General features: G+C 46.0%; 27 protein-coding genes and 1 pseudogene. 21 read left to right on the top strand and 7 right to left on the bottom strand.

Translation table 11 applies throughout. From position 1 onward, the window contains the following. The first annotated feature begins 6 nt into the window (after nt 1–6). From FOF60_RS23650 to FOF60_RS23625, 6 genes and pseudogenes are all read left to right on the top strand, one after another. Nucleotides 7–606, top strand: coding sequence for a molybdenum cofactor guanylyltransferase (locus tag FOF60_RS23650; RefSeq protein WP_192471952.1), 600 nt, complete (start codon nt 7–9; stop codon nt 604–606). A gap of 31 nt (nt 607–637) precedes the next feature. Continuing rightward, on the top strand, nt 638–1,870 hold the full coding sequence (gene glp, locus FOF60_RS23645; RefSeq protein WP_192471951.1) for a molybdopterin molybdotransferase MoeA: 1,233 nt from the start codon (nt 638–640) through the stop codon (nt 1,868–1,870). Nucleotides 1,871–1,883: 13 nt separating this feature from the next. Then, a pseudogene (locus tag FOF60_RS23640) lies at nt 1,884–3,802 on the top strand (molybdopterin biosynthesis protein). Between the two features lie 370 nt (nt 3,803–4,172). Further along, nucleotides 4,173–4,637 (top strand): molybdenum cofactor biosynthesis protein MoaE, encoded by a 465-nt coding sequence (locus FOF60_RS23635; protein WP_192471950.1) that lies wholly within the window; start codon nt 4,173–4,175, stop codon nt 4,635–4,637. Further along, on the top strand, nt 4,630–4,863 hold the full coding sequence (gene moaD / locus FOF60_RS23630; RefSeq protein WP_192471949.1) for a molybdopterin converting factor subunit 1: 234 nt from the start codon (nt 4,630–4,632) through the stop codon (nt 4,861–4,863). The genes FOF60_RS23635 and moaD overlap by 8 nt, the downstream gene beginning before the upstream one ends. A 366-nt stretch (nt 4,864–5,229) precedes the next feature. Next, on the top strand, nt 5,230–6,249 hold the full coding sequence (locus FOF60_RS23625; RefSeq protein ID WP_192471948.1) for a thiazole biosynthesis adenylyltransferase ThiF: 1,020 nt from the start codon (nt 5,230–5,232) through the stop codon (nt 6,247–6,249). Nucleotides 6,250–6,344: 95 nt separating this feature from the next. Here the strand turns inward: FOF60_RS23625 and FOF60_RS23620 are convergent, their stop codons facing one another. Next, nucleotides 6,345–6,671 (bottom strand): YflT domain-containing protein, encoded by a 327-nt coding sequence (locus FOF60_RS23620; protein ID WP_192471947.1) that lies wholly within the window; start codon nt 6,669–6,671, stop codon nt 6,345–6,347. A 165-nt stretch (nt 6,672–6,836) separates the two neighbouring features. Here FOF60_RS23620 and FOF60_RS23615 point away from each other — a divergent pair, with 165 nt between their 5' ends. The 3 genes from FOF60_RS23615 (at nt 6,837) to FOF60_RS23605 (ending at nt 8,452) form a co-directional block, all read left to right on the top strand. After that, entirely contained in the window at nt 6,837–7,526 is a 690-nt protein-coding gene (locus FOF60_RS23615; protein ID WP_192471946.1) for a uracil-DNA glycosylase, read from the top strand. A gap of 218 nt (nt 7,527–7,744) precedes the next feature. Then, nucleotides 7,745–8,062 carry a YwdI family protein gene (locus FOF60_RS23610; RefSeq protein WP_192471945.1) on the top strand — a complete coding sequence of 106 codons (318 nt, stop codon included), beginning with the start codon at nt 7,745–7,747 and terminating at the stop codon, nt 8,060–8,062. 18 nt (nt 8,063–8,080) lie between these two features. Then, the gene (locus FOF60_RS23605; RefSeq protein ID WP_192471944.1) at nt 8,081–8,452 is read left to right on the top strand and encodes a DUF423 domain-containing protein; all 372 of its coding nucleotides are present in this window, start codon (nt 8,081–8,083) and stop codon (nt 8,450–8,452) included. 65 nt (nt 8,453–8,517) lie between these two features. Here FOF60_RS23605 and gerQ read toward each other — a convergent pair whose 3' ends face one another. Next, the gene (gene gerQ, locus FOF60_RS23600; RefSeq protein ID WP_192471943.1) at nt 8,518–9,054 is read right to left on the bottom strand and encodes a spore coat protein GerQ; all 537 of its coding nucleotides are present in this window, start codon (nt 9,052–9,054) and stop codon (nt 8,518–8,520) included. Nucleotides 9,055–9,289: 235 nt separating this feature from the next. Beyond that, entirely contained in the window at nt 9,290–10,033 is a 744-nt protein-coding gene (hemQ, locus tag FOF60_RS23595) for a hydrogen peroxide-dependent heme synthase (protein WP_192471942.1), read from the bottom strand. A 254-nt stretch (nt 10,034–10,287) separates the two neighbouring features. Here hemQ and pta point away from each other — a divergent pair, with 254 nt between their 5' ends. Further along, nucleotides 10,288–11,265 (top strand): phosphate acetyltransferase, encoded by a 978-nt coding sequence (gene pta, locus FOF60_RS23590; protein WP_192471941.1) that lies wholly within the window; start codon nt 10,288–10,290, stop codon nt 11,263–11,265. Nucleotides 11,266–11,382: 117 nt separating this feature from the next. Then, on the top strand, nt 11,383–12,228 hold the full coding sequence (locus FOF60_RS23585) for an octanoyl-[GcvH]:protein N-octanoyltransferase (RefSeq protein WP_192471940.1): 846 nt from the start codon (nt 11,383–11,385) through the stop codon (nt 12,226–12,228). A gap of 192 nt (nt 12,229–12,420) precedes the next feature. On the opposite strand, the gene FOF60_RS23580 is transcribed toward FOF60_RS23585, so the two are convergent. After that, nucleotides 12,421–13,287, bottom strand: coding sequence for an RsfA family transcriptional regulator (locus FOF60_RS23580; protein WP_192471939.1), 867 nt, complete (start codon nt 13,285–13,287; stop codon nt 12,421–12,423). Nucleotides 13,288–13,612: 325 nt separating this feature from the next. Here FOF60_RS23580 and FOF60_RS23575 point away from each other — a divergent pair, with 325 nt between their 5' ends. The 3 genes from FOF60_RS23575 (at nt 13,613) to FOF60_RS23565 (ending at nt 15,937) form a co-directional block, all read left to right on the top strand. Continuing rightward, entirely contained in the window at nt 13,613–13,834 is a 222-nt protein-coding gene (locus FOF60_RS23575) for a YuzB family protein (RefSeq protein WP_082904432.1), read from the top strand. Nucleotides 13,835–14,086: 252 nt separating this feature from the next. Further along, a complete protein-coding gene (locus FOF60_RS23570; protein ID WP_192471938.1) occupies nt 14,087–15,403 on the top strand; it encodes an HD domain-containing protein in 1,317 nt (438 codons plus the stop codon). 18 nt (nt 15,404–15,421) lie between these two features. Then, nucleotides 15,422–15,937, top strand: coding sequence for a YwgA family protein (locus FOF60_RS23565; RefSeq protein WP_192471937.1), 516 nt, complete (start codon nt 15,422–15,424; stop codon nt 15,935–15,937). Between the two features lie 544 nt (nt 15,938–16,481). On the opposite strand, the gene FOF60_RS23560 is transcribed toward FOF60_RS23565, so the two are convergent. After that, nucleotides 16,482–16,667, bottom strand: coding sequence for a 2-hydroxymuconate tautomerase (locus FOF60_RS23560; protein ID WP_044392785.1), 186 nt, complete (start codon nt 16,665–16,667; stop codon nt 16,482–16,484). Nucleotides 16,668–16,868: 201 nt separating this feature from the next. On the opposite strand from FOF60_RS23560, the gene FOF60_RS23555 reads away from it, so the two are divergent. Beyond that, nucleotides 16,869–17,456 carry a site-2 protease family protein gene (locus FOF60_RS23555; protein WP_192472029.1) on the top strand — a complete coding sequence of 196 codons (588 nt, stop codon included), beginning with the start codon at nt 16,869–16,871 and terminating at the stop codon, nt 17,454–17,456. A gap of 23 nt (nt 17,457–17,479) precedes the next feature. Next, the gene (locus FOF60_RS23550) at nt 17,480–17,995 is read left to right on the top strand and encodes a YwhD family protein (protein WP_192471936.1); all 516 of its coding nucleotides are present in this window, start codon (nt 17,480–17,482) and stop codon (nt 17,993–17,995) included. Between the two features lie 244 nt (nt 17,996–18,239). Here the strand turns inward: FOF60_RS23550 and FOF60_RS23545 are convergent, their stop codons facing one another. Beyond that, nucleotides 18,240–20,303: a transglycosylase domain-containing protein gene (locus tag FOF60_RS23545; RefSeq protein WP_192471935.1), complete on the bottom strand. Its 2,064-nt coding sequence runs from the start codon at nt 20,301–20,303 to the stop codon at nt 18,240–18,242. Between the two features lie 271 nt (nt 20,304–20,574). Between FOF60_RS23545 and speE the strand changes: the two genes are divergently transcribed. The 3 genes from speE to FOF60_RS23530 all read left to right on the top strand — a co-directional run bounded on the left by speE (nt 20,575) and on the right by FOF60_RS23530 (nt 23,889). Beyond that, nucleotides 20,575–21,402, top strand: coding sequence for a spermidine synthase (speE, locus tag FOF60_RS23540; protein WP_102264622.1), 828 nt, complete (start codon nt 20,575–20,577; stop codon nt 21,400–21,402). Nucleotides 21,403–21,540: 138 nt separating this feature from the next. Next, nucleotides 21,541–22,413: an agmatinase gene (gene speB, locus FOF60_RS23535; RefSeq protein WP_192471934.1), complete on the top strand. Its 873-nt coding sequence runs from the start codon at nt 21,541–21,543 to the stop codon at nt 22,411–22,413. A 156-nt stretch (nt 22,414–22,569) separates the two neighbouring features. Then, nucleotides 22,570–23,889: a short-chain fatty acid transporter gene (locus tag FOF60_RS23530; protein ID WP_192471933.1), complete on the top strand. Its 1,320-nt coding sequence runs from the start codon at nt 22,570–22,572 to the stop codon at nt 23,887–23,889. A 276-nt stretch (nt 23,890–24,165) separates the two neighbouring features. Here FOF60_RS23530 and FOF60_RS23525 read toward each other — a convergent pair whose 3' ends face one another. Beyond that, nucleotides 24,166–24,318, bottom strand: a complete 153-nt coding sequence (locus FOF60_RS23525; RefSeq protein WP_192471932.1) for a DUF1540 domain-containing protein — start codon at nt 24,316–24,318, stop codon at nt 24,166–24,168. A 226-nt stretch (nt 24,319–24,544) separates the two neighbouring features. On the opposite strand from FOF60_RS23525, the gene FOF60_RS23520 reads away from it, so the two are divergent. Both FOF60_RS23520 and argS read left to right on the top strand, forming a co-directional pair. Next, nucleotides 24,545–24,988 carry a YwiB family protein gene (locus FOF60_RS23520; protein ID WP_192471931.1) on the top strand — a complete coding sequence of 148 codons (444 nt, stop codon included), beginning with the start codon at nt 24,545–24,547 and terminating at the stop codon, nt 24,986–24,988. Beyond that, entirely contained in the window at nt 24,985–26,655 is a 1,671-nt protein-coding gene (gene argS, locus FOF60_RS23515) for an arginine--tRNA ligase (RefSeq protein WP_192471930.1), read from the top strand. Before FOF60_RS23520 ends, argS begins: the two co-directional genes overlap by 4 nt. The last annotated feature ends 20 nt before the right edge of the window (nt 26,656–26,675 follow it).

Genomic DNA, 26,675 nt, shown 5'->3' with positions numbered 1-26,675 from the left:
TGTGGGATGAAAGCCGGAGCGATCATTTTATCAGGCGGCAAATCTAGCAGGATGGGAACAAATAAGGCTCTCCTGAAATTTCATGAAAAAACGAATATTGAAAGAATTAAGGATGAGTTACAGCACGTATTTGATGATATAATTCTAGTAACGAATGATCCTGAAACCTATCAGTTTTTAAATATAAAAATTGTAACAGACCAGTATCCGGGTTCCGGACCGCTCGCGGGAATCCATGCAGGGCTTGAGGCATCAGACTATGAGGAAAATTTCGTTGTAGCCTGTGATATGCCATTTGTATCCGCTGAGCTTGCTTCAAGCCTTGTAAAAGCGCTTAAGCACCACGATGCGGTCGTGCCGGTAAGTCATGGCCGTCAGCATCCGCTTTTTGCCGCATACCAGAAACGGATCTCGCGAGAGGCTAAGTCCTGCATTGAAGAAGGAAATTTGAGGATCAGGCACATGCTTGAAAAGCTGAATGTTCGCTTCCTCGATGACACAGATCTGCAGCTTTATTTCGAGGGCAGCCTTGATCGAGTCTTTTACAATATGAATCATCCAGAAGAGTATGAAAATGCAAGAAAATGGGCGGAGTCCGGAGAATAGTTTTCAGGTGCTAGAAAGGAAGTAAGTCAGCATGCAATTTTTCAAAGTGAAAAGTGTTGAGGAGACCTTTGCGTTAATTGATGAGAAAATCGGCAAGATCACGGAAACCGAAATCCGTCTGCTGGATGAGGCGCTTCATTACATCCTGGCAGAGGATGTCACTGCGTGCGAGAATGTTCCTGGTTTCGACCGCTCCACCGTCGATGGCTATGCCGTCATCGCCCGTGACACATATGGTTCTTCCGAATCGATGCCAGGCTTCTTGAATGTAGCCGGCGAAGTCCATATGGGCGAGGAAGCGGTAAAGCCGGTAGGCAGAGGCGAGGCTATTTACGTACCGACAGGCGGAATGCTGCCGCCGGGCAGTAACAGCGTGCTGATGATCGAGCATTGCGAGGAAATTGGCGGGCTGTTGAATACGTACAAGCAAATCGCGCCGGGTGAGAATGTCATCAGGAAAGGTGAAGACATCAAAGCAGGTGAAGTCCTGTTATCTGAAGGGACAAGATTGCGGCCGCAGGAGCTTGGAGCACTGGCGGCACTTGGTGTTTCCGAGGTGAAAGTCTACCGAAAGCTGAAGGCTGCATACCTTTCTTCAGGGGACGAAATTGTTCCTTTTGAAACAAAAACACTTGAAACAGGACAAATCCGCGATATCAATTACTTGACCGTAAAGGGCCTGGTCAATGAGTGGGATATCGAACTAATTTATGGCGGAATCACACGCGATGAATATCAGGAATTCGCCCAGAAAGCCCGCGAATTGTATGAACAGGCTGACTGCCTGATTTTATCCGGTGGAAGCTCAGTCGGCGCGAAGGACTATACAACCGAAGTCATCCAGTCTCTTGGAGATCCGGGCGTCTTTGTCCACGGAATTTCTATCAAGCCAGGGAAGCCGACAATCCTCGCTGTTGCGGACGGAAAGCCCGTCATCGGACTGCCGGGTCATCCAGCATCTGCGATGATCATTTTTAAGCTGTTTGGCGAAAGGGTTTTCAGAAGGCTGAAGGGCGAGAAAATCGAGCATAAGCCTGAACGGATTTTTGCCCGGATTGTAAAAAACATAGCCTCTTCACCAGGAAGATCTGATTATATCAGGGTAAGACTTGAGGAAAAGAGTGGAGAATGGTGGGCAGAGCCGATCATCGGCAAGTCAGGCCTGATTACGACATTGGTAAAAAGCGATGGAATCGTCGAGATTGTATCCGAAAAAGAAGGAATTTCTCAAGGCGAATACGTTCCAGTCATTTTGACAAGATAGGGGGAGCCGCATCATGGATAAGATACGCTATAATCGAAAAATTTATCTTGAAGACAAGCCGAGAGCAAAAGCCAGGAATGAAGTGCTGGCCGCATTCGACCTGCCTCAGGAAAAAGAGTGGATACCGGCTGCCGCTGCACTTGGACGTATTACTGCTGAACCTGTTTTCGCCAATGTCTCGATGCCTTTTTACCATGCATCCGCGATGGACGGCGTTGCTGTGAATGCCGAGGATACGTATGAAGCGCATGAACAGCACCCTCTTCATTTGAAAAAAGGCGAGCAATTCGCATACGTTGATACCGGTAATGCGATACCGCCTCAATATAATGCCGTGATCATGGTGGAAAACATCCAGGTCATTGACGATGAGACGATTGAGATCATTGAGCCGGCCACACCATGGCAGCATATCCGCCCGATTGGCGAGGATATCGTCCAGGAGGAAATGCTGTTCACACAGGGACATCGACTGCGGCCTGCGGATCTTGGGGCGCTTCTTGCAGCCCAGGTCACCGAGGTAGCGGTTGTCAAAAAGCCGCTGGTGACCATCATCCCGACTGGAAATGAGCTTGTCAGCGCAGACGCATCGTTGTCATCAGGCCGGATTATTGAATTCAATGGAACGGTTTTCAGCAACTATGTAGATGATTGGGGCGGCAACCCGTATTTGCATCCAATCGTGAAGGATGAGCCGGAAAAAATCAGGGAAGCACTCCTGAATGCGGTGGAGACATCGGATATCGTCGTCATCAATGCCGGATCATCCGCTGGGTCAAAAGATTATACAGTTCATATTCTTGAGGAGCTTGGCACTGTTTTTACCCATGGAGTCGCAACAAGGCCGGGTAAGCCAGTCATTCTCGGGAAAATTAAAGATAAGGTAGTCGTCGGTGTACCGGGCTATCCAGTTTCCGCGTACATGGCACTTGAGTGGTTTGTAAGACCGCTCGTTTGTAAATATCTAGGTGTACCGGAACCAGAAAGGCCAAAGCTCAAGGTAAAGCTTGGCCGCAGGATCGTCTCCACAATGGGGGCGGAGGACTTTGTCCGAATGAATATCGGCTATGTGGATGGGCAATTTGTCGCCAATCCGCTGACACGCGCAGCGGGCGTCACCATGTCGCTTGTACGTGCAGACGGTTTACTCGTCGTACCGCCTGAGGAGCTGGGATACGAACAAGGAGATGTTGTCGAGGTCGAACTGTACCGGCCTGTCGAAGAGATCAAGAACGCAATCGTCTTCAGCGGCAGTCATGATCTGACGATTGACCTTCTGTCCTCCCAACTCAAGAAGCAGCGTACCGACATGAAAATTGTTTCTTCCCATGTTGGCAGCATGGCCGGTTTAATGGCAATCAGAAAAGGGGAAGCCCATGTAGCGGGCATTCATTTGCTGGACCCGGAGACAAAAGAATATAATGTTACCTATGTAAGGAAATTCCTTGCGGAGCAAGGCGCAGTCCTTTATCCATTTTTAAAAAGAACCCAGGGGTGGCTGCTTCCAAAAGGCAACCCGCTTGGAATACAGAACGTCAGCGACCTTGCCGAAAAGGGCATAGATTATGCCAACAGGCAAAAGGGCGCTGGCACTCGCATATTGTTTGATTTATTGTTAAAAGAAGCAGGCTTGTCAGCAGACGATGTGAACGGCTATGACCGTGAAATGTTCTCGCATCTGAGCGTCGCCGCTGAAGTAAAAGGAAATGACAATGCGGCAGCCTCGGCATCTTCCCGGCAGCCAGGGCTATGGGCCTTGACTTCATCCCGGTCTCTGATGAAAACTACGATTTACTGATGACAAAGGCATTTTTCGATAGCGAAAAGGGTATCTGGTTAAGGAACGTGATCCAGTCTGAAGCCTTCAAAGCCGAAGTCGCCAAAATCGGCGGCTACGCCGTCGTCGAAAACCCAGAGCCGGTTTATTTTTAAACATAGCTGTGCATAGAAGAACTCTAACGGACAAACTTTAGGCAGAATCCGGTGAAAGTGTCCGATAGAAGGGTCCTAACGGACAAACCGGAGGCAGAAACCGGCGAAAGTGTCCGATAGAAGGGCTCTAATGGACAAATCGGAGGCGGAATCCGGTGAAAGTGTCCGATAGAAGGGCTCTAACGGACAAACCGAGGATAGAATCCGGTGAAAGTGTCCGATAGAAGGGCTCAAATGGACAAACCGGAGGCGGAATCCGAGAAAAGTGTCCGATAGGAGGGCTCTAACGGATAAATCGGAGGCGGAATCCGAGAAAAGTGTCCGTAAAAATATTAAATCTGACCCGGATCAGTTTATTGAGGTGATTTTGATGAATTATGAAATAGCGAAAGATCCAATCAACGTTCAATCTGTCATTGATAAAGTGGTCCAGCGTGAAGCGGGAGCAATCACAACTTTCATTGGCACTGTCCGTGAATTGACAAAGGGCAAAAAAACCCTTTACCTTATATATGAAGCATACGAGCCGATGGCAGTGAAAAAGCTGGAGCAAATCGGTAAGGAAATCCAGGAGCGCTGGAATGGTGCCGAGGTTGCGATTACGCACCGCGTCGGCAAGCTCGACATCACGGATATCGCCGTGGTGATCGCTGTATCCACACCGCATCGCAACGATGCCTATGAAGCGAATCGCTATGCAATCGAGCGCATCAAGGAAATCGTCCCAATCTGGAAAAAAGAGCATTGGGAAGATGGCGAGGAATGGATCGGCAATCAACTAGAAACTGTCCCATATCCGACAGGGAAACCGGAGGAGAAGGATCTCAATGAATAAAATATTATTCTTTGCCCACCTAAGAGACGAAGCAGGTCATGAATCAGTGGAAATCGAAGCAGCCGGCAAAACGGTTGCTGAGTTAAAAGAAATGGTTGCTGATAAGTACGGTGTACAAAAGCTCGATACATCAATGACAGCAATCAACGAAGAATTTTCATCCCACGATGAAGTCATTAAAGAAGGAGATACAATCGCCTTCATTCCGCCTGTATCTGGCGGTTGATCCGACATAGCAACTGCGGCGCCCGTTCTGTTGACTTGATGGTCGATGGAACAGGGCGTTTGTGCTTTTCTTATTTTCTAAGTGAAGTTTTAAACTCTGATTAGTGTCTAGCTCCAGCGCCTAGCCCCTCGAGACGCTTGTCTAGCTGCGGCTCCTAACTCCTCGAGACGCTTCGGTCCTGCCAATGAAGTCAAAGAGCGACTTCACTGCCAGGCCCTCCAGCGCTTGTCGGAGTTGGGCAGTCGCCTCCGCTTTTCAAGTTCGGTCCTGTCAATGAAGTCGAAGAACGACTTCACTGCCAGGCCCTCCACCGCTTGTCGGGTCTGACCAAGGCGCTTGCGCTTTTCTTACAAGGAGGGGTAACCCATGTCAGAAAGATATTCACGTCAAACGCTGTTTCCTCCAATTGGCAAGGCCGGACAGGAGAAAATCCGCAGCAAGCATGTATTGATGATTGGTGCCGGAGCGCTCGGTTCAGGCAATGCTGAGCTGCTGGTAAGGGCAGGTGTTGGCCGGCTGACGATTGTTGACCGTGATTATGTTGAAGCGAGTAACTTACAGCGACAGCAATTATATACAGAGGAAGATGTTGCCGAGAAACTTCCGAAGGCCGCGGCGGCGGAAAAAAGGCTCAGAGCGATCAACTCGGATGTTGAAATCAATGCCTATATCGCCGATGCTACTCCTGAAAAATTGGCCGAGCTTGTTCATGGAGTCGACCTAATCATCGATGCCACGGATAATTTTGAAACACGGATGGCGATTAATGATATTTCGCAAAAATACCAGATTCCCTGGATTTATGGTGCCTGCGTTGGCAGCTTCGGCATGAGTTTTTCGATCATTCCTGGGAAAACGCCATGCCTGAACTGTTTGCTGAAAACCGTTCCGCTGCAAGGGATGACCTGTGATACAGGAGGCATTATCGGACCAGCTGTGCAGATGGTCATTGCCCATCAGGGAGCGGAAGCGCTGAAAATCCTTGTTGAGGACTGGGATGCCGTGCGAACGTCATTCGTCAGCTTTGATTTATGGCGAAACCAGTACACCAGCATGAAAATGTCCAAAGCGAAGGACCCGGGGTGCCTTAGTTGCGGTGAACGGCCTGAATATCCTTATTTGAATGTGGAGAACATGACCAAGACGACGGTTCTATGCGGACGCGATACTGTCCAAATCAGGCCGCCGAAGCAGCAGCAGCTTAACCTGCAGGAAACCGCTGGAAAAATGAGGGATTTAGGCTATCAGGTTAAGGGAAATCCATACCTGGTATCCGTAGACATGGTTGACAACAGGATGGTTATTTTCCAGGATGGACGTGCTCTCATTCATGGAACAAAGGACCTGGCTCAGGCACGGAGCATCTATCAAAGATTTTTCGGATAAATCCCTATACACGCGCAAACCCCCTGCCAAATCGGCAGGGGGTTTCTATATAAACGATCTCTATGGATCGGTTATGCTATTACGTCCCAAGTTGATTACTTTTCGTCAGTCGCCACTAGCACAAGACGGCCTTTATCCAGTTCAACTTCGTATTGTTCAGCTTCTTGCTTGGAAAGGCCTAGGGATTCAAATTTATTGCGAAGCTCGTCTCCGCGGGATTTGAACATATTTCCGATGGAATCAAAGAAACCTTGCTCCTTGAAGCCCATGTCGCCTGTTTCAATAGCATCTGTCAAATGCTTGCTGCGATCTTCATCATGTGCGAAGACATAAATATTTTCTTTGCCAAAGCCTGCAGCTTCAAGAGAGTTGATTTTTTCTGTAGCTTGGACTCCGTTTTCTACTACTTCTACTTTCATCATAGTATCTTCCTCCTTATAGTTTTATTGCCTATACTAGTTTTGGGAAGCTTTTTTAGCCTTCACCGTCTACACTATTTATATAACCGGTACAGGCACTTTTAAACATGCTGGGAATTGTTCACATATAGTTTCAGAAAACGGGTAGTTTGATAGAAATGAAGGGAGATGTTCGCAATAGCACTTATAAATAATGGCTGGGAGCCGCTGTTGGCTGAGGAATTTGAAAAGGCCTACTATCTGGATTTGAGAGAGTTTTTAATTGAAGAATATCGCACTAAGACAGTCTATCCAGAAAAAGATGATATATTTAATGCTTTGAAGTTCACCGATTATGAGGACGTAAAAGTGGTGATTCTTGGACAGGACCCATATCATGGCCACGGGCAGGCCCATGGCTTGAGCTTTTCGGTGAAACCTGGTGTCAAGATCCCGCCTTCGCTCCGGAATATTTATAAGGAGCTGAATGGTGACCTTGGCTGTGAGATTCCGGACCATGGCTATCTGAAAAAATGGGCAGACCAGGGAGTGCTTTTATTAAATACGGTCCTTACAGTAAGGGAAGGGGAAGCCAATTCACACAGGGGAAAAGGCTGGGAACATTTTACCGATAAAGTGATCACCCTGTTGAATGAGCGTGAAAAGCCGGTGATATTCATTCTCTGGGGCAAGCCGGCACAAAGTAAACTGAAGTTGATTGATGAGGACAAACATAAAATCATCATGTCTGTCCATCCAAGTCCGCTGTCAGCCAGAAGAGGCTTCTTCGGCAGCAAGCCATTTTCCAAGGTGAACGAACTGCTGAGAGAACAGGGTGACCATGAAATCGACTGGCAGATTGAAAAACTGGAAGGTTAAAACTCTGGGAAACCAGAGTTTTTTATATGGGCAAAAAACGACATGTTCCACGTGGAACTGTCATGATTTTTACACGAGGGCAGATTCGAAGCAACAATGTTTGGGCCTGGCATTATTCCTAAAGTCGAAAAAACGTGTGAATTGTTGTAGAATGGAACGGTATAAACATTAACTGATTTTCAAGATATACATATATAACACCCTATGGAGGTGAGTCGATGAATATTTCACTGCAAAAATTACTGTTGAAAATGGAAGAGGAATTAAAACGGGCAAAATCTGCGGAATCGGAAGCAATAAAGCGTGAAAGGATCTATTCGATCAAAACGCTTTGCGAGCTTGTCCTTGATGAGCCGTCAGAGCATAGCAGAGGGTATGCTGAACCTGTGAAACAGGCAGCACAGCCTTTTATTCCGCCACAGCATAGCATTCCTCAGCAGCAGATGCCGATAAACCAGCAGTCTGCCATGATTCCGCAGCCAAAGAAGCTGGAAATGGAAGATAGTGCAAACGGAGACTCGCTCTTCGATTTCTAATTTTAAGAGGTGAAAGTGATGAAATTATTTATATTGATTGGAGCTATCAATGCTTTCCTGGCAGTCGGGCTTGGAGCATTTGGGGCACATGGACTTGAAGGCAAGGTTGAGCCAAAATATTTAGAAACATGGAAAACAGGCGTTACATACCAGATGTTCCATGCGACCGGAATTTTAATCATAGGAATTCTTTTAGGGAAGCTTCCGGCTAGTGCTCTTCTATCCTGGTCCGGCTGGCTGATGCTAATTGGCATTGTATTGTTTTCCGGCAGCCTGTATGTCTTGAGTGTCACAAAAATAAGCGTACTAGGTGCAATTACCCCGCTTGGCGGTTTATCCTTCCTGGCAGCCTGGGTATTGCTGATGATTGCGGCTGTGAAGTATTTATAGTTAAAACAGTTTTAAAGACAGAGAAAAGGAGCACGCCGTATTGGTGTGCTCCTTTTAGATTCCTATTATCTCGGTGGATAAGCAGTCAATCCCGCTCCGCCGAATGGATAATCGTACTCGATTTCTTCATCAAAAGTGACGTAATCAAGGTATATCATTGGCATCAAAATTCGTTTACCTGTTTGCGGGTCACTGAGAATGAGGTGATCTCTACCGGCTGCTTCGATGATCCCCTGGAAAATTTTCGCGTTCCATTCCTGGTTGTTTTCAAAAGTAGCGTAGACGGTAGCGAGCTTGCCTTTATTCAGGCGAAGGATATTTTCAATATAAGAAGCTTCAATTGGAAGCATACCCGGGACCTGGGCACCTGCTCCTGCACCTGGCATAGCACCACCTGCCACACCTGGCATGGCACCGCCAGACTGGGCAGGGAAAGGTGTTGCTTGTGGGAATCCTGCTTGCCCCATTTGTCCCATTTGTCCCATCTGCGCCATCTGTCCCATTTGGCCTTGAGCAGTTGCCTGTTCTTCAGTGCCGCTATACGGCTGATACATTTGCGGATAGGTTCTGTAGTTATAGTATGGGTTATTATATTGAGTCATTGTGTAGCCTCCTTCAAAGTATTTTTTCCTTTCCATCAAATTCACCTTTATATATGTAAATGGTGAAGTTGAGCTTTTACAGGTTGAGAGTACAAGTAAAATGAATCCTCACTTCAATACATATGAAGGAAGCCTGATTTTATGACTCGAACATTTTAATACAAAACTCTTTTCTAGAGTTGAAATTTCACACAAAAATCCCCAGACAAATGCCTGGGGATTCATTTTTTTTATTTTAGACGTTCAAGTATTCAGCTACACGGTCTTCTTCAAGCAGGTTTCCTACGAAGAAAGAACCGAATTCACCATAGCGTGCGCTGACTTCGTCAAAACGCATTTCATATACAAGCTTCTTGAATTGAAGGACATCGTCCGCGAACAATGTAACGCCCCATTCGTAGTCATCAAAGCCTACAGAACCAGTGATGATCTGCTTAACTTTGCCAGCATACTGGCGGCCGATCATGCCGTGGCTGCGCATCATGTTGCGGCGGTCTTCCATCGGAAGCATATACCAGTTGTCTTCGCCCTGACGGCGCTTGTCCATTGGATAGAAGCAAACATGCTTCGCCTTTGGAAGCTCAGGGTAAAGGCGCGCAAGGATCTGCGGGTTCTGGTATGGATCTTCGCCTGCTGGCAGATAGTTGCTCAGTTCGACAACGGAAACATAAGAATGAGCAGGAATTGTGTATTCAGCAAGCTTAGACTTGTTGAATTCAGTCTCGATCTCATTCAATTCTTCCATAGTTGGGCGCAGGATCATCATCATGAAATCTGCTTTTTGGCCAACAATAGTATAAAGGGCATGGCTTCCCTGTTTTTCTGCCTGTGTTTTATTCCACTTTTCAACAAGGCCGAGGAATTCCTGGATAATCTCCTGGCGCTCTTCTGCCGGGAGCATCTTCCAGGTTGTCCAATCGACGGTACGGAAATCATGAAGGGAATACCAGCCATCCAAAGTCACTGCTGCTTCAGTCATTTTATATCACTCCTAAAAATCATCAATATACCAATATCATATCATAGTTTCTCCATTCGTCATGTTTATAAAACCTGGTTTGTTTATACTGAACGGAAAAAGGATATTTTGTTAAAGATTGCAAATAGTAAAAGGGGCAGGAAAACATGCTAGAAAATTTTTAATAAAAAGACTTCAGAGGTGTAAACGGTAACATTCTTGAATTTTAAGGTTGGTAAAGTATGCTATAAGTATAGATTAAAGGAGGAGTCAGCATGAGTGATTTATTTGAAGGCTTAAAAGCCAAATTAAGCGGACAAAATTTACGGATCGTGTTTCCGGAAGGCCTCGACGAACGAATTCTGGCAGCAGCGGGAAGACTGGCAGCAGACGGAGTATTAACACCAATTTTAGTAGGCAATATTGAGCAGATTCAAGCAAAAGCAGCCGACATGGATGTATCGCTAGAGGCGGCAGAGATTTACGACCCTGCTAACTTCGCGATGATGGATGAGCTTGTCGCTGCATTCGTAGAGCGTCGGAAAGGGAAGGCGACAGAAGAGCAGGCTCGCAAAATTCTTCTCGATGAAAACTACTTCGGCACGATGCTTGTGTATTCAAACAAAGCAGACGGTCTTGTCAGCGGTGCGGCACACTCTACTGCGGATACGGTAAGACCAGCATTGCAGATCATCAAGACGAAGGAAGGCGTGCGCAAGACTTCGGGTGTCTTCATCATGGTACGCGAAGATGAGAAATATGTATTCGCTGACTGTGCAATCAATATCGCGCCTGACAGCCAGGACCTTGCAGAGATCGCGGTTGAAAGTGCGAAGACAGCAAGAATGTTCGACGTCGAACCGCGCGTGGCAATGCTAAGCTTTTCTACAAAAGGCTCAGCTGTATCTCCTGAAACGGAAAGAGTTTCAAAAGCAGTCGAAGAAGCCAAGCTTCGTGACCCGCTATTGATTGTTGATGGCGAGTTCCAGTTTGACGCAGCATTCGTTCCATCCGTTGCGGAAAAGAAAGCTCCGGATTCAGTCATCATGGGTAATGCCAATGTCTTCGTATTCCCAAGCCTTGAAGCAGGCAATATCGGCTATAAAATTGCTCAGCGCCTAGGCGGATTTGAAGCAGTAGGACCGATTTTACAAGGTCTGAACCGTCCAGTAAACGACCTGTCCCGCGGCTGCAGCGAGGAAGACGTATACAAGCTGGCATTGATCACCGCAGCACAGGCACTAAGCAAGTAAAATAAAGAATTCTGGCCGGTCGGATTTTTCGATCGGCTTTTTTGCAGTGTTAGCCGCTCTAGCCCTATGTGCTATAATATCAACGATAAAGCTACAGAAAGAAAAGAGGAAATCACGATGGATGAGGCGCTCAATTTATTGCGTCAGGATAAGTGGAGGTTGATCGACCAGTCGGTCCTGGGTGCACACTTCCATGCTCTTCAGTCATTCGGGACGGATGATACATTATGCGAATCGGTCGGCACAGGCTTGTCACCGGCTACGGCAAGAGCATGGGTTCACCATGACACGGTCGTCCTCGGCATCCAGGATACACGTCTCCCGCATCTCCAGGATGGACTGGATTATCTTGAAGAGCAGGGCTATCAATATATTGTCCGCAACTCTGGGGGACTTGCTGTTGTGCTTGATGAAGGAGTCCTGAACTTATCTCTCATTTTGCCTGAGAAGGAAAAAGGAATTGATATCAACCGCGGCTATGATGCTATGTGGTTATTGATCAAGGAAATGTTTGCTGATTTTAATAAAAATATAGAGGCAAGGGAGATTTCTGAGTCATATTGTCCGGGAAGCTATGATTTAAGCATTGGCGGAAGAAAGTTTGCCGGAATTTCGCAGCGCCGCCTGAAAAAAGGGGTCGCCGTGCAGATTTATCTTTGTGTCACCGGGAGCGGCAGCCAGAGAGCTGAACTGATCCGTGAATTTTATGCCCGCTCTAAAAAAGGAGAGCAGACTAAATTCATCTATCCGGAGGTCCAGCCAGAAGTGATGGCATCGTTATCTGAACTGTTCGGAACAGAAATGACGATTCAGGATGTGATGCTGCGGTTTTTGAAATTCCTGAACGCCCACAGCAATGAACTGGTATCAGGCTATCTGGACAGCCATGAGATTGAGATGTTTGATCATTACTACAACCGGGTCATCGAACGGAATGAGAAATTTCTTGAGCCACGGGAGTGACCTGCTGGAGGCATGACCATCTAAATGAAATATATAAAAGCCGGAAACCATGTTTTCCGGCTTTTTTTAGGCTCTTTGGAAACCTAAGTATCTATTTACTACCAGTACCAATTTAAAGTCTCCTAAGAGCTTAAGAGGGGGCTGTTGCCATTTCTTCTCCATTTGCCATCTATCTATTTATAAACTAGATTTCTATTCGGCCACTTTTTCGAGGTTGCCGTTGCGGTCCATCTTGAACTTCGTTGCCGGGCGCTCTTCTTCATCAAACAGAGCCAGCTTTCGGGCACGGTTCATGATTTTCATCAGAGTTTCGTAATCTTCTTGCATTGTGTTGGTATTTTCCTCAAGCCTGCTTATCTTTTGCTGAAGCTCTTCGTTCTGTTTCCTTAAACTATGAATTTCACGCTTCAATCTTTCATTCTCGCTCTTATAAATATCTACTTGGAGCGTTGAGCCGTTCAGGCTTTGCAGGTAGGCAATGACATGTCCCATTGTCAGGCCTGTTGGCGGAACTGTATGCCGGGCAGGTGATGTTTGGGTTGTCTGGGTTACTCTTGGCTGTGTCTCCCGGACAGGCACTTCTGCCATTTCCACAGCGGCTTCAGTAGAGTAATCCTTTTGTTCCTGATTCTTGTTCACTAAATCTTGCATTTCAGCCATGAGAACTGCGTCAAGCTGTTTGTCGTCCTGCTCAAGCATGGACAGGTCGAAGGTTGGCTGAGCTTCTGGCTGGTCCGTTGCTGGTAGAGAACCTGTCAAACTTTCATCCAGCGCAGGCACCGGAGGATTGTAAAGCAGTTTCTTTTTGCCTCCCTGGTCTTTTCCTAGGATTCTCTGTCTCTGTTTTCGCTGCTTTTTCGCAAGCTGCAGTGCTTTTTCATAGTTATGCCTCACGACTGCGTTCCAGCGGAATCCACAGGCGGCTGAAGTGCGGTCAAGCTTGTCGCCCACCTCTTCAAATGCGTTCAATTGTGTGCTGCCTTCCCTTACATGTCGCAGCACGGTTTCAGCTAGCAATAAATCATTCTCTTCCGTCCAGGCATCCTGGCGTGTCTTCATTTTCTTCAACTCCCTTTTACTTTGGTCAACATTGAAACTTATATTTCAATCTTGTCCGGAAATTGGAAAGCTTATACATCATAAAATGGAAGGATAGTAGATTTTTTGCCTAAAATACGTGTTTTTCATTTAAATAGATAAGCAATAGGTCCTGTTCAACAGCTTGCATTCATTTTAAATAAGAGGTAAAATACGCTTTAGTCTAAAACGAAAAGCGGAGGCGCCATATTTAGAGACAGGCTTTCCTGATTTTGCAGGGAGATGCTTGTGAATGGATGAGACTGGCGCTGGAGCTGGACAGTATTTATAGAAAGGGTTGTCCTAAATGGCAAACGAATTCCGTGTTTGCGACGATTGTCAGGCCGTAAACCTTAAAACATTGATTCCAAAGCTGAAACAGCTGGATCCTGAAGCGACTGTCGACATCGGCTGCCAGTCATATTGCGGACCAGGCAGAAAAAAAACATTCGCATTCGTCAACAACCGGCCAGTAGCTGCACTGACTGAAGAAGAGCTGATGGAAAAAGTCCAGAAGAAACTTAAGTAGTTTTTATATCTTTCATATAACGGCTTCCGAAAAGCCTAAATAAATCACACCTTTAAACAACCGTTTAGAGGTGATTTTTTTTCCAGGGAAACTTGCAAACTACAATCTTGTTTATAAATCCATGAATGTTGGAATTAAAGGTAGTAAGACAATCAGACATGCAATTTTTGTAAAAATTTGCAGAAAATCGAGATGAATTGACGAACGAAACAGGCTATAATAAAAACAAGCTAATCAGGAAGAAGGAGAACGATGGGATATTCGGAAGAAAAATTACTTGAAGAAAAAGTATTCAAAGATCCAGTACACCGCTATGTCCATGTCCGTGACCGGGTGATCTGGGATTTGATCGGGACGAAGGAGTTCCAACGTCTGAGAAGGATCAAGCAGCTCGGCACAACGTACCTGACCTTCCACGGAGCTGAACACAGCCGCTTCAATCATTCACTGGGCGTCTATGAAATTACGCGCCGGATTGTGGACAATGCGTTTGCTTCCCGTCCGGAATGGAACGAAGGAGAGAGACTGCTCTCACTATGTGCAGCCCTGCTCCACGATCTTGGCCATGGGCCGTTCTCGCATTCATTCGAGAAGGTATTCGATCTGGACCATGAGGATTTTACAAGGGAAATCATTCTTGGCGATACCGAAGTGAATCAGGTGCTGACAAGAGTGGCGCCGGACTTCCCGAAAAAGGTCGCTGAGGTTATTGAAAAAACGTATGAAAACAAGCTTGTCATCAGCCTTATTTCGAGCCAGATAGACGCTGACAGGATGGATTACCTGCAAAGGGATGCCTATTTTACCGGAGTCAGCTACGGACATTTTGATATGGAACGGATTTTGCGCGTCATGCGCCCGCGTGAGGACCAGGTCGTCATTAAGCAGAGCGGGATGCATGCTGTCGAGGACTACATAATGAGCCGCTACCAGATGTACTGGCAGGTTTATTTCCATCCAGTGACAAGAAGTGCCGAGGTCATCCTGACGAAAATCCTGCACCGTGCCAAACACCTTCATGAGCAAAACTACACTTTTAAACATAAACCGCACCATTTTTACTCAATCTTTGAGGATCGTATGACACTGCAAGACTATTTAAAATTGGATGAAGCCGTATTCCTCTACTATTTCCAGATTTGGGAGGAAGAAGAGGACGCAATCCTGAGCGATTTGTGCCGCCGCTTCAATAACCGTAATCTCTTTAAATACGTCGAGTTCGACCCGGCCAAAGAATACAAGAAGCTGGCTCAGCTTTCTGTGTTATTCGAGCAGGCGGGATTAGATCCAGAATATTACCTGGTTGTCGACTCATCATCAGACCTGCCTTATGATTTTTACCGTCCGGGTGAAGAGGAAGAACGGCTTCCGATCCATTTGCTGAAGAAGAACGGGGAAATCCGTGAGCTGTCGCGCGAGTCTGAGATTGTCGATGCCATATCTGGTAAAAGGCGAACAGACCATAAACTATATTATCCTTCCGATTTCCTGGAAAAGGAGAAGGCACGCCCTGAGATTGAAAAGATTGCACAGATTCTTGAGCTGAACTTAGACAATGGGACCATTTGATACAGGAGTTGACGCGTTTTGTTAAAAGACCACGCTAAAATCATACATGCCATTTCAGTTTCCGGAGAGGTCATCGGCAGAAAAAAGCTGCAGAAAATGATCTATATCGCAAAAAAGATGGAGTTTCCTTTCCAGGAACGATTCCAGTTCCATTTTTACGGACCATATTCAGAAGAACTGACATTGCGAGTGGAAGAGCTTTGCAACATGGGCTTTTTGGACGAAGTGAAAGAAAAGAAGGGCGGCTATTACCAGTACCGCTATACCTTGACCGAAGCAGGCCAGGAATTCCTCGGAGAGAACAGCGTCGAGATGCCATGCCTTGGTGACTGCTTGACCGATATCAACGACCAGAATGCAAGATTCCTTGAACTCGTTTCAACTGTTTTGTATTTTGATAACTTACCAGAAGCCGAGGTCCGGGAAAAAATCCAGACCGTGAAAAAGAGCCAGAAATACACCGACGAAGAAATCGACGAAGCTTACGCGTATATTGCGAGTTTGAAAAATAAGTCCAGGCAATTGTTGGCATAAGAGGATTTTTATTATGAATCGAGTATGGGACCTAATAGACGGTTTTGTGCTCGATTTTTTGTTATGTGGAAGATGGGGTTAGTTAGGCAGTATACAGTTTGTGCCCGTGAAAAGAGGAAAACATGGTTCACGGTCACAAGAAAGGAAATCTTGTGACCGTGAAAAGGGAAAACCGTGATTCACGGTCACAAGAAAGGGAAACATGTGCCCGTGAAAAGGGAAAACCGCGTATCACGGTCACAAGAAAGGGAAACATGTGCCCGTGAAAAGGGAAAACCGTGATTCACGGTCACAAGAAAGGAAATCTTGTGCCCGTGAAAAGGGAAAACCGTGATTCACGGTCACAAGAAAGGGAAACATGTGCCCGTGAAAAGAAAAAACCGCGGATCACGGTCACAAGAAAGGGAAACATGTGCCCGTGAAAAGGGAAAACCGCGTATCACGGTCACAAGAAAGGGAATCTTGTGCCCGTGAAAAGGGAAAATCGCGGATCACGGTCACAAGAAAGCAAAAAGCCCAGAATCCTCTGAGCTTTAAATCCATTCTATTCGTCACTCAATCGCTTGCCTGCGACAGCATAGTGGTTCTTTGACATTTCCTCGATGAACACGACGACTTTCTCTTTTGGCGCGCCTGTTGTTTCGCTGACAGCATCGGTTACTTTTTCAACTAGTGCCTTCTTTTGGTCCTCTGTGCGGCCTTCAATCATTTTAACTGTTACGTATGGCATATGTATTGCCTCCTTGAAATGGTTGATAGATTCTAAATTGAGTTTTTCATAATTCGCGGAAATTCGCAAGTCCGGTGAGAGATTGTCTTTTTCACATTCAAACCAGAATGAGTTATACTTTAAGGAAAAGATTAAAAAGGGGAATGGAATGTGAGCTTACCCTATTCGTTAGAGGAAATTCCGTTTGTAGCAGCGGCGCTGATGATCGCTTTTGCGGTCCATGAGTTCGCGCATGCCTGGGTGGCGTATAAGTTTGGCGACCCGACTGCCCAGAGACAGGGGCGGCTGACGCTGAATCCAATCAAGCACTTGGACCCGCTTGGGACTATCTTAATTTTCATCGCTGGATTCGGCTGGGCAAGACCGGTTCCGGTCAATCGTTTCATGTTCAAAAATCCGAAGCTGGCCGGAGTGCTTGTGTCTGTTGCCGGGCCAGTAAGCAATCTTATTCTGGTCTTCCTGGCATTTGCCATCTGGTACATATTTGTCATGCTTGGACTGGCACCTGGGGTTCCGGAATTTTTCCTGACTTTCCTCAATATCTTCATCGGGCTGAATGCGATGCTTTTCGTCTTCAATTTATTGCCGTTTCCGCCGCTTGATGGCTACCGGATCATCGAGGATCTGGCACCAGCGGATATCAGGGCAAAAATGACCCAGTATGAAGCGTACGGCTCGATCATTTTCTTGATCCTGGTCATCACGCCGCTCGATCAATATACAATTCAGCCGATTTTCTACTATTTAATTCCGGCTGTGACGGATGGAATATACAATCTATTTTTCTGATATATTTTAAGGAGGTTTCCAACATGGAAGAAAAAAAGGGCAAGAAGAATATTGGCTTCAATATCATTAAAAATGACCCGATGGATGGCCATAAGGGTTTTGGGAAAGGTGTTCTCACACTTGATAATGTTTCGCCAGTCATCATTGATGTCGATGCAGGAGAGGCAGCTGTAGAAGTGGGTGCAATGCATGCGCGGAGTGATGTCGAGAAAGGAATTAAGTTTCTTCCTGACCGAAATGAAGTGCCTGATGCAAAGCCTTACTGGGTTGTCTGGGTGACAATTGACAGGAAGGAAGAGGGGCCTTATTACGCTGGTGTCACTGCCTGCGAAATGACCGTCAACCGTGAAATCCGCCGGGGCTATAAGTCGCTGCCGGAGCATGTGAACCGTCTTGATAAGTCGATCAAGCGCCATATCATCGTGGATCATATGGATGAAAAATCCAAACAGATCCTTGCTGATTTCCTGAAAAAACATGATTCAGGAATGTGGGAACGGTCTGAAGATAAGCTGAAAAACGACTTACTGGCCAATTAATATATTTGGATTATTTTCCTAATAATTTGTCTAAATTGTGACACTTCTTAGCAAGTGACAATATCTGGCTTGCTCAAATGCAATAAAAAAAGTAAACTGATAACAGCGTAAAACACATTTTATGCTAGGACGAGAAAAACCCCGGAGGCTTGCTTCCGGGGTTTTTCTTTTGGCCTTGACGCTAAGGTTTCCCTTATTATAGTGAGATAATTGTTGTTGACACATTATGTTATAGAAGGCTCCTCTATAGTCCGAAAATCCTTTTGTACCATGGTTTCTTTTCCTTATCTGGCTCAGGTTTTTCTTCCTTGTGTTCCTCGTGGTCCAAATGGTCTGTACAGTATTCAGTAGGTTCTGTTCCTGCAGCAAATAATGTCAGCCTTTTTACAGGGCATCCATCAGAGGCGAGCATGCCATTTGCTGGATCAACATAGACGGCTACAGTCCCTTTTGCTGCCTTGAATTTTTTCGCAGGCTCATTATCCAATGCTTTTTCCATAAAATCCATCCAGATATTCTTCGCATAGGATTTCTCCACTGTCAGCTCAATTGGCTTTCCTTTATCGTAACCTGTCCATATGGCGGAAACGAGCTGAGGGGTATAGCCAATCATCCAGCTGTCTGTTTCCGTCGTTCCAGACTTGGCTGCGTACGGTCTTGTCATCTTTTTAATCAGCGTGCTTCCTGTTACGGAAGAATAGCCATTCAATTTTTTATCAAAAATGCCTGTCAGCATATGGGTCATCACCGAGGCAAGTTCGGGCTTCAAAACCTCTTCTCTCTCAGTCTTGTACTCGTAAATCACTTCGCCTTTATGGTTTTCGACCTTCTTGATCAGCACGGGTTCCACTTTCTTGCCGCCGTTCGCCAGAATACTGTAGGCGTTGGCCATATCAATCACCCTTACACCGGATGTGCCGAGGGCAAGTGATGGAACCTTGTCCATGTCCGTCTTGATGCCAAAACGCTTCGCTGTTTCAACGAGAGTTTCCTCTCCCAGGAACAGGTGGGTTTTCACGGCGTATACATTATCCGACAATGCCAAAGCCTGAGCCATCGTAATATCATCCTCGGCATATTTATTGTTAAAATTGTGCGGCGTATACTCTGAGCGTCCATCATCGAACATGAACGTCGTCAGCTGGCTTTTCATTGTGGAAGATGGAGTGAAGCCATTTTCAAGTGCCGCATAGTACAGAATCGGCTTCATGGTCGATCCCGGCTGTCTGACAGCCTGTACAGCACGGTTGAACGGGCTGTCTTCATAATTCCTGCCGCCGACAAGCGCAACCACATGTCCATTTTTCGGATTCATAGCCACAAAGCCGGCCTGGATTTCCGAATCGGAAGCAATCATTTTATCCATCGACTTTTCCGCAATTTCCTGCTGATCAAGATTAAGTGTCGTATAGACCCTCAATCCGCCGAGCGAAATGGTCCGGTCATCAAAATTTAATGAATTCTTTAGCGCATTCTGGACAGCATCCTGGAAGTATGGCGCCGCTCCAATCCGGGAATGCTGGTGCTCTCCGACAAGCTTCAGTTTTTCAATGCTCGCTTTTTGAGCGGCAAGTTCGGTGATATAACCGTTTGCCTTCATCGTACTTAAAATGGTCCGCTGACGCTGCTTTGCTTTTTCCATAGAAGCGAAAGGAGAGTAAATGCTCGGGCCTTTCGGAATTCCCGCAAGCATGGAAGCTTCCGCCAGGGATAAGTCCTTCGCGTCCTTGCCAAAATAATAACGGCTCGCTGCCTGGACCCCGTACGCACCATTGCCATAATAAATCGTATTCAAATAGCCTTCCAGGATCTCGTCCTTGGAATAATTCATCTCCAGCCGCAAAGTATATAGCGCTTCTGTCGCTTTCCGCTTCCACGTCTTGTCATGTTCAAGGTAGAGGTTCCTTGCATACTGCTGGGTAATCGTGCTCGCACCCTGGACCTTGGCCATTGCCTTTATGTCAGCAAGCGCAGCACCGGCAATCCGCTTATAATCAAACCCATTATGGGTAAAAAAGGTTTTATCCTCTATAGAAACCGTTGCATTAATCAAATGAGGCGAGATATCCTTGAGCGCCACCCAATAGCGCTTCTGGCCGGAGTGGCTTTCGCCAATCACCGTTCCATCATCTGAAAAAAACAAAGTTGATTGCGGTACAGCCAGGGGAGGCGGTCCCTGAAGCTTCGCGTAGCCAATCAGCGAAAAATAGAGGATTGTCGCCAGTGCAAGCCCCGCAAGCCCGAAAAAGATCAAAGCACGCAAATATTTAATTGTCTTGCGAAACCGCTGGTCTGTCATCAGCTCCATACTGCTTCCCCCTCAAAAAGATAGATAATATCAGTATGAAAAAAAACAACAGGTTTTAAACATAGAATCAAAGTTAATTAAATTTTGCTTGCATTTTTGCTAGATTCAACTATACTTTTTCTGATGTTTGTATTTGTGATGTTGGGGAAACATAAAAAATAATATGAAAGCGTCATGCTTGCACAATATAAAATTGGACAGTTCAGCAGTCCATCACCTGAAATTCGCCGCATCATAACGGAAATTTTTTTGCCGAAAGGAAGGAAGAAAAATGGGTCTTTGGTTTACAGAAAAACAGACAGAGAACTTTGGTATCACAATGAAAGTGAACAAGACGTTACATACAGAACAGACAGAATTCCAGAAGCTTGATATGGTGGAAACAGAAGAGTGGGGCAATATGCTTCTTCTTGATGACATGGTCATGACTTCTGTTAAAGATGAGTTCGTTTACCACGAAATGGTTGCGCATATTCCATTATTCACTCACCCAAACCCTGAGCATGTACTAGTAGTAGGCGGCGGCGATGGCGGCGTAATCCGTGAAGTGCTAAAGCACCCTAGCGTGAAAAAAGCGACTCTTGTTGATATCGATGGAAAGGTAATCGAGTACTCTAAAAAATACTTGCCTGAAATCGCAGGCAAGCTTGATGATCCGCGCGTTGATGTCCAGGTTGGCGACGGCTTCATGCATATCGCCGAAAGCGACAACCAGTACGATGTCATCATGGTTGACTCTACTGAACCAGTCGGACCGGCAGTAAACCTGTTCACAAAAGGGTTCTACGCTGGAATTTCAAAAGCATTGAAGGAAGATGGAATTTTCGTTGCACAGTCTGACAACCCATGGTTCAAGGCTGACCTTATCCGCAATGTCCAAAAGGATGTGAAGGAAATCTTCCCGATCACACGCCTTTACATCGCGAATATCCCAACATACCCAAGCGGAATGTGGGCATTCACACTTGGATCAAAGAAGCATGACCCGCTTGAAGTGAGCGAAGACCGCTTCCACGACATCGAAACAAAGTACTACACGAAAGAACTTCACAAAGCCGCTTTCGTATTGCCTAAATTCGTTGGCGACCTTGTAAAATAATTAATTCTAGCTCAAATATTCAATACGGCTTCCCGGTAAATCCGGGGGCCATTTTATTGTGAAAAGCTAGACATTTATCGAATTGATATTGAACTTTTTGAATTCGTAATAAAACATTTTTTGAAAGAGGTGCTTGATATGCGTTTTGATGAAGCCTATTCTGGCAATGTTTTTATCGGCAGCCATTCAAACTATCAGGAAAGCAAGGCGGTCCTTTATGGTATGCCTATGGACTGGACTGTCAGCTACCGTCCTGGTTCACGCTTTGGCCCGACTCGTATTCGCGAGGTATCGATCGGCCTTGAAGAGTACAGCCCTTATCTTGACCGCGAGATGGCTGATCTGAACTATTTCGATGCAGGAGATATTCCGCTGCCATTCGGCAATGCCCAAAAGAGTCTTGATTTGATTGAGGAATACGTGGACAAGCTTTTGGCTGAAGAGAAATTCCCGCTTGGCATGGGCGGAGAGCATCTGGTGTCCTGGCCGGTCATGAAGTCAGTCGCGAAAAAGTATGAAGACCTTGCCATCATCCACTTTGATGCACATACAGATCTTCGCGAACATTATGAAGGTGAACCATTGTCGCACTCAACGCCGATCCGCAAGATTGCTGAGCACATTGGCCCTAAAAATGTGTACTCATTCGGTATCCGTTCTGGCATGAAGGAAGAATTCGAGTGGGCAAAGGAAGTGGGCATGCATATTTCCAAGTTTGAAGTTCTTGAACCTTTAAAGGAAGTATTGCCGACACTTGCCGGCCGTCCGGTATATGTCACAATCGACATTGACGTCCTTGATCCTGCACATGCGCCTGGGACAGGAACCGTTGACGCTGGCGGAATCACTTCCAAGGAGCTGCTTGCATCAATCCATGCGATCGCAAACTCCGGTGTGAACGTTGTCGGAGCTGACCTTGTCGAAGTCGCTCCAATCTATGATACATCCGAAATGACCGCAAACACTGCAAGCAAAATCATCCGTGAAATGTTGCTTGGGTTTGTAAAATAATTTTATCAGCCGCTCTCTTTTTTAAAAGGGAGCGGTTTTTATTTGTGAAAAAATAATGACCTGTTACTAATAGTTACTTTTATAAGAAGGAATATTCAGAACAATATAGAAAATATAATGATTATGTGAGTAATCACTAAAAAGGAGGTAAAAAGGATGAAAACATTGGTTTCTTTTTTCAACCGCATCATGCAGCGGTATTTGCCTGATCCGTTTCTTTTTGTCATCATCTTAACTTTTGTTGTATTTGGGTTAGGCCTTATTTTTACCGACAGCGGTCCGTACCAGATGGCACAGCACTGGGGAGGCGGCTTTTGGAGCTTGCTGACGTTCTCGATGCAGATGGTGCTTGTCCTTGTGACAGGTCATGTTCTCGCAAGCAGCCATATTTTTAAAAAGGGTCTTGGCTCACTTGCTTCGCTGGCAAAATCACCAGGGCAGGCGATTATCATTGTTACTGTCGTATCGATGATTGCAAGCTTGATCAACTGGGGCTTCGGTCTGGTTATTGGTGCTCTTTTCGCGAAAGAGTTGGCGAAAAGGGTTCAAAATGTAGACTATAGGCTGTTAATTGCAAGCGCTTACGGAGGGTTCATCGTCTGGCATGGCGGTATTTCCGGGTCAATTCCGCTGACAATTGCGACGGAAGGCCACTTCTCGCAGGATTTGATTGGTATTATCCCGACAGATCAGACCATTTTTGCCGGCTTCAATCTTCTGATTATCTTAATTATGCTTATTGTATTGCCTGTGGTTAACCGCTTGATGATGCCTGGTAAGGATCTTACCGTGACAGTTGACCCTGCATTGCTTGACGCGGATGTTCAGGCAGCAACAATTGAGCAGGGAGCGATGACACCTGCTGAAAAACTGGAAAACAGCAAAATCATTTCTTTGTTGATTGGTATTCTTGGCCTTGTTTTTCTATTTTACTATTTTGCAACAAACGGATTTAAGCTGAATCTTGATATCGTCAACTTCCTGTTCCTGTTCCTTGGGATCCTGTTTCATGGCACGCCAAAGCGTTTCCTTGAGGCGGTCGTGAACGCGGTAAAAGGAGCGAGCGGGATTATCATTCAATTCCCTTTTTACGCAGGAATCATGGGAATGATGACAGCATCTGGCCTGGCCGCGGTCATGTCAGAGGGCTTTGTGTCGATTTCAAATGAATTCACTTTCCCATTCTTCACCTTCCTGAGTGCAGGTGTGGTGAACTTCTTCGTTCCATCTGGCGGTGGACAGTGGGCGGTACAGGCACCTGTCATGCTTGAAGCAGCCCAGACACTGGGAGTATCCATCCCGAAAACGGCAATGGCCGTTGCCTGGGGCGACGCGTGGACCAACCTGATTCAGCCATTCTGGGCACTGCCTGCACTGGCGATTGCCGGACTCAAGGCAAAAGACATCATGGGGTACTGTGTGCTGATGCTGATTGTTTCTGGGGTGATCATCTCGGTTGGAATGCTATTTTTCTAAATAGAAGATTAATGAGGAGGAGCTGAGGGCTTCTCCTTTTTTGCTGGAAAAAACCTTGTGGAATTTCCAGTTTGCGAATAAATGGTGGTTTTTTGCGAATAAAACCAGCTAGTTTGCGAATAAAACCAGCTAGTTTGCGAATAAATGAGTTTTTTTTCGAATAAACTTCGAAATTTACGAATAAAAACAATGCGATTCGAAAAAATCAGGAGTCTTGCCTAAAATTTGGCCAGAAAATAAAAACTGGATAGCCAAATCGCCATCCAGTTCGGTTTATTACATCTTTTCGAATGTATCACAAATGGTTTCACGTTCATTTAGTGCCTGTTTTCCGGTATTCGCTACTACAAGGATGGAATCGGCAACACATTGATCGCCTTCAGCCCAATATTTGCAGTTTTCTACTTCGCATTTAACTTCGATCTTCATGTAGGCCACCTCCTTAAAAGGTTTTGATAATCAATACCCGCTTTGGTGTTGGGCTAATCCTAAAGACTGATTTTTCCAGCTTAAATAACCATGCAAATCCCTGCGAACCTTGCACTTTCAAAGGAGAATATTTATACTTATAAAGTTATAATGAAGAAGAAAAGCTTCAGCTATTTGGCCAAATGTGCAAAGTGCTGAAGCTGGATAAGAAAAGGGCGTGTTAACGGTGTCTAGTAAACCCGCTGATCAGATTCCTGTCAAAGTGACGGTAAAAACGGCGATTTACAGTGGCAAAGAGAAGGAAACTTTTGAATTGACCACTTTTGGCCGATACTATACAAAGGCGAACAGCTCTTACCTCCAATATGATGAAGTGACGGAGGAAGGAGATGTCAATACGACGGTTAAGATATCAGGGGACGAAGTGCTGATTTTGCGCAGCGGCGCGATCAAGATGAGGCTTCATTTTCTGCTGAATAAAAAAACTCCGGGGAATTATAAGACCCAATATGGTCTTCTCGAGACCTCGGCGCTCACGAAGCGGCTCGATACTGATTTTAACGAGACAAAGCAGGAGGGCCATGTGGACTTGCTGTATGATATGGCGATACAGGGCGCGAGTGCAGGTACATACCATTTAACGATCAATTATAAGGAGGAAGGCAAATGAATATAGTTGAACAGGTTCAATTGAAGCTGAAGGAAGAAATCAAGCAGGCGATCATCAAAGCTGGCCTTGCAGGGGAAGACCAGATTCCGGCGGTAATCCTGGAGACGCCTAAGGAAAAAGCGCACGGGGATTACTCCACGAATATGGCGATGCAGCTTGCGCGAGTGGCGAAAAAAGCCCCACGACAGATTGCAGAGCAGCTGATCGAGAACTTCGATAAAAGCAAGGCATCCATCGAGAAAATTGAAATTGCCGGACCTGGCTTCATCAATTTTTACATGGATAACAGCTATTTAACGGACTTGATTCCGGCAATCCTTGAAGCAGGAGACAACTATGGTGAATCGAAGGTAGGAAATGGCCAGAAGATCCAGATCGAGTTCGTTTCTGCCAACCCGACTGGCGACCTTCATCTTGGCCATGCACGCGGCGCAGCTGTCGGTGATTCACTTTGCAATGTGCTTGCAAAGGCTGGATACGATGTTTCCCGCGAGTATTATATCAATGATGCCGGAAATCAGATTAATAACCTGGCGCTGTCTGTTGAAGCCCGTTATTTCCAAGCGCTTGGCATGGAAAAGCCGATGCCTGAGGATGGCTATCATGGTGCTGATATCATCGGCATCGGGAATACTCTCGCTGAAGAGTTTGGCGATAAGTATGTGAATGTATCCGACCAGGAGCGCTTCGATGCTTTCCGTGAGTACGGCTTGAAATATGAAATGGAAAAGCTGAAGCAGGACCTTGAAAACTTCCGTGTTAAATTCGATGTTTGGTACTCGGAAACTTCTCTATATCAAAATGGCAAAATTGACGTTGCACTTGATGCATTGCGTGAAAATGGCCATATCTACGAAGAGGATGGCGCGACATGGTTCCGTTCATCAGAGCTTGGCGATGACAAGGACCGCGTGCTGATCAAGCAGGATGGCTCGTACACTTACCTGCTACCGGACATCGCTTACCATAAGGACAAGCTGGAGCGAGGCTTTGAAAAGCTGATCAACATCTGGGGAGCGGACCACCACGGTTATATCCCTCGTATGAAGGCAGCGATCCAGGCGCTTGGCTATAATCGCGAGGCGCTTGAAGTTGAAATCATCCAGCTCGTCCATCTTTACAAAAACGGCGAGAAGATGAAGATGAGCAAGCGTACAGGAAAGGCTGTCACAATGCGTGACCTGATTGATGAAGTAGGTCTGGACGCCGTTCGTTACTTCTTCGCAATGAGAAGTGCAGACACTCATATGGACTTCGACCTTGATCTAGCCGTATCCCAGTCAAATGAAAACCCAGTATTCTACGCACAGTATGCGCATGCCCGTATCAACAGTATCCTGCGTTCTGCTGCAGAACAAGGGTTGATTTTTGACATCGAGGCAGATTTCAAGCATATCCAGTCCGAGAAGGAAATCGACCTGCTTAAGAAATTAGGCGAATTCCCGCTGGCCGTTGCCGAAGCAGCCCAGAAGCGCATGCCGCATCGAATCTCCAACTATATTTTCGAACTGGCATCCGTATTCCACAGCTTCTACAACGCTGAAAAAGTATTAGATCTGGAGAATAAAGAAAGAACAGTGGCCCGCCTGTCGCTGATCAAGACAGCGCAGATCACTTTAAAGAATGCACTTGAGTTGATTGGGGTTTCGGCTCCGGAGAAGATGTAAAAAACTTAGGCATGAGCTCC

Origin of the sequence: Mesobacillus jeotgali, assembly GCF_014856545.2 — a bacterium.
GTDB lineage: Bacteria > Bacillota > Bacilli > Bacillales > Cytobacillaceae > Mesobacillus.
This window is presented reverse-complemented; position numbering and strand designations above follow the sequence as displayed.

Excerpts from the sequence above, each read along its gene's own strand:
- FOF60_RS23650 (WP_192471952.1), top strand. The coding sequence starts at position 7 with ATGAAAGCCGGAGCGATCATTTTATCAGGCGGCAAATCTAGCAGGATG.
- glp (WP_192471951.1), top strand. The coding sequence starts at position 638 with ATGCAATTTTTCAAAGTGAAAAGTGTTGAGGAGACCTTTGCGTTAATT.
- FOF60_RS23635 (WP_192471950.1), top strand. The coding sequence starts at position 4,173 with ATGAATTATGAAATAGCGAAAGATCCAATCAACGTTCAATCTGTCATT.
- moaD (WP_192471949.1), top strand. The coding sequence starts at position 4,630 with ATGAATAAAATATTATTCTTTGCCCACCTAAGAGACGAAGCAGGTCAT.
- FOF60_RS23625 (WP_192471948.1), top strand. The coding sequence starts at position 5,230 with ATGTCAGAAAGATATTCACGTCAAACGCTGTTTCCTCCAATTGGCAAG.
- FOF60_RS23620 (WP_192471947.1), bottom strand. The coding sequence starts at position 6,671 with ATGATGAAAGTAGAAGTAGTAGAAAACGGAGTCCAAGCTACAGAAAAA.
- FOF60_RS23615 (WP_192471946.1), top strand. The coding sequence starts at position 6,837 with ATGTTCGCAATAGCACTTATAAATAATGGCTGGGAGCCGCTGTTGGCT.
- FOF60_RS23610 (WP_192471945.1), top strand. The coding sequence starts at position 7,745 with ATGAATATTTCACTGCAAAAATTACTGTTGAAAATGGAAGAGGAATTA.
- FOF60_RS23605 (WP_192471944.1), top strand. The coding sequence starts at position 8,081 with ATGAAATTATTTATATTGATTGGAGCTATCAATGCTTTCCTGGCAGTC.
- gerQ (WP_192471943.1), bottom strand. The coding sequence starts at position 9,054 with ATGACTCAATATAATAACCCATACTATAACTACAGAACCTATCCGCAA.
- hemQ (WP_192471942.1), bottom strand. The coding sequence starts at position 10,033 with ATGACTGAAGCAGCAGTGACTTTGGATGGCTGGTATTCCCTTCATGAT.
- pta (WP_192471941.1), top strand. The coding sequence starts at position 10,288 with ATGAGTGATTTATTTGAAGGCTTAAAAGCCAAATTAAGCGGACAAAAT.
- FOF60_RS23585 (WP_192471940.1), top strand. The coding sequence starts at position 11,383 with ATGGATGAGGCGCTCAATTTATTGCGTCAGGATAAGTGGAGGTTGATC.
- FOF60_RS23580 (WP_192471939.1), bottom strand. The coding sequence starts at position 13,287 with ATGAAGACACGCCAGGATGCCTGGACGGAAGAGAATGATTTATTGCTA.
- FOF60_RS23575 (WP_082904432.1), top strand. The coding sequence starts at position 13,613 with ATGGCAAACGAATTCCGTGTTTGCGACGATTGTCAGGCCGTAAACCTT.
- FOF60_RS23570 (WP_192471938.1), top strand. The coding sequence starts at position 14,087 with ATGGGATATTCGGAAGAAAAATTACTTGAAGAAAAAGTATTCAAAGAT.
- FOF60_RS23560 (WP_044392785.1), bottom strand. The coding sequence starts at position 16,667 with ATGCCATACGTAACAGTTAAAATGATTGAAGGCCGCACAGAGGACCAA.
- FOF60_RS23555 (WP_192472029.1), top strand. The coding sequence starts at position 16,869 with ATGATCGCTTTTGCGGTCCATGAGTTCGCGCATGCCTGGGTGGCGTAT.
- FOF60_RS23550 (WP_192471936.1), top strand. The coding sequence starts at position 17,480 with ATGGAAGAAAAAAAGGGCAAGAAGAATATTGGCTTCAATATCATTAAA.
- FOF60_RS23545 (WP_192471935.1), bottom strand. The coding sequence starts at position 20,303 with ATGGAGCTGATGACAGACCAGCGGTTTCGCAAGACAATTAAATATTTG.
- speE (WP_102264622.1), top strand. The coding sequence starts at position 20,575 with ATGGGTCTTTGGTTTACAGAAAAACAGACAGAGAACTTTGGTATCACA.
- speB (WP_192471934.1), top strand. The coding sequence starts at position 21,541 with ATGCGTTTTGATGAAGCCTATTCTGGCAATGTTTTTATCGGCAGCCAT.
- FOF60_RS23530 (WP_192471933.1), top strand. The coding sequence starts at position 22,570 with ATGAAAACATTGGTTTCTTTTTTCAACCGCATCATGCAGCGGTATTTG.
- FOF60_RS23525 (WP_192471932.1), bottom strand. The coding sequence starts at position 24,318 with ATGAAGATCGAAGTTAAATGCGAAGTAGAAAACTGCAAATATTGGGCT.
- argS (WP_192471930.1), top strand. The coding sequence starts at position 24,985 with ATGAATATAGTTGAACAGGTTCAATTGAAGCTGAAGGAAGAAATCAAG.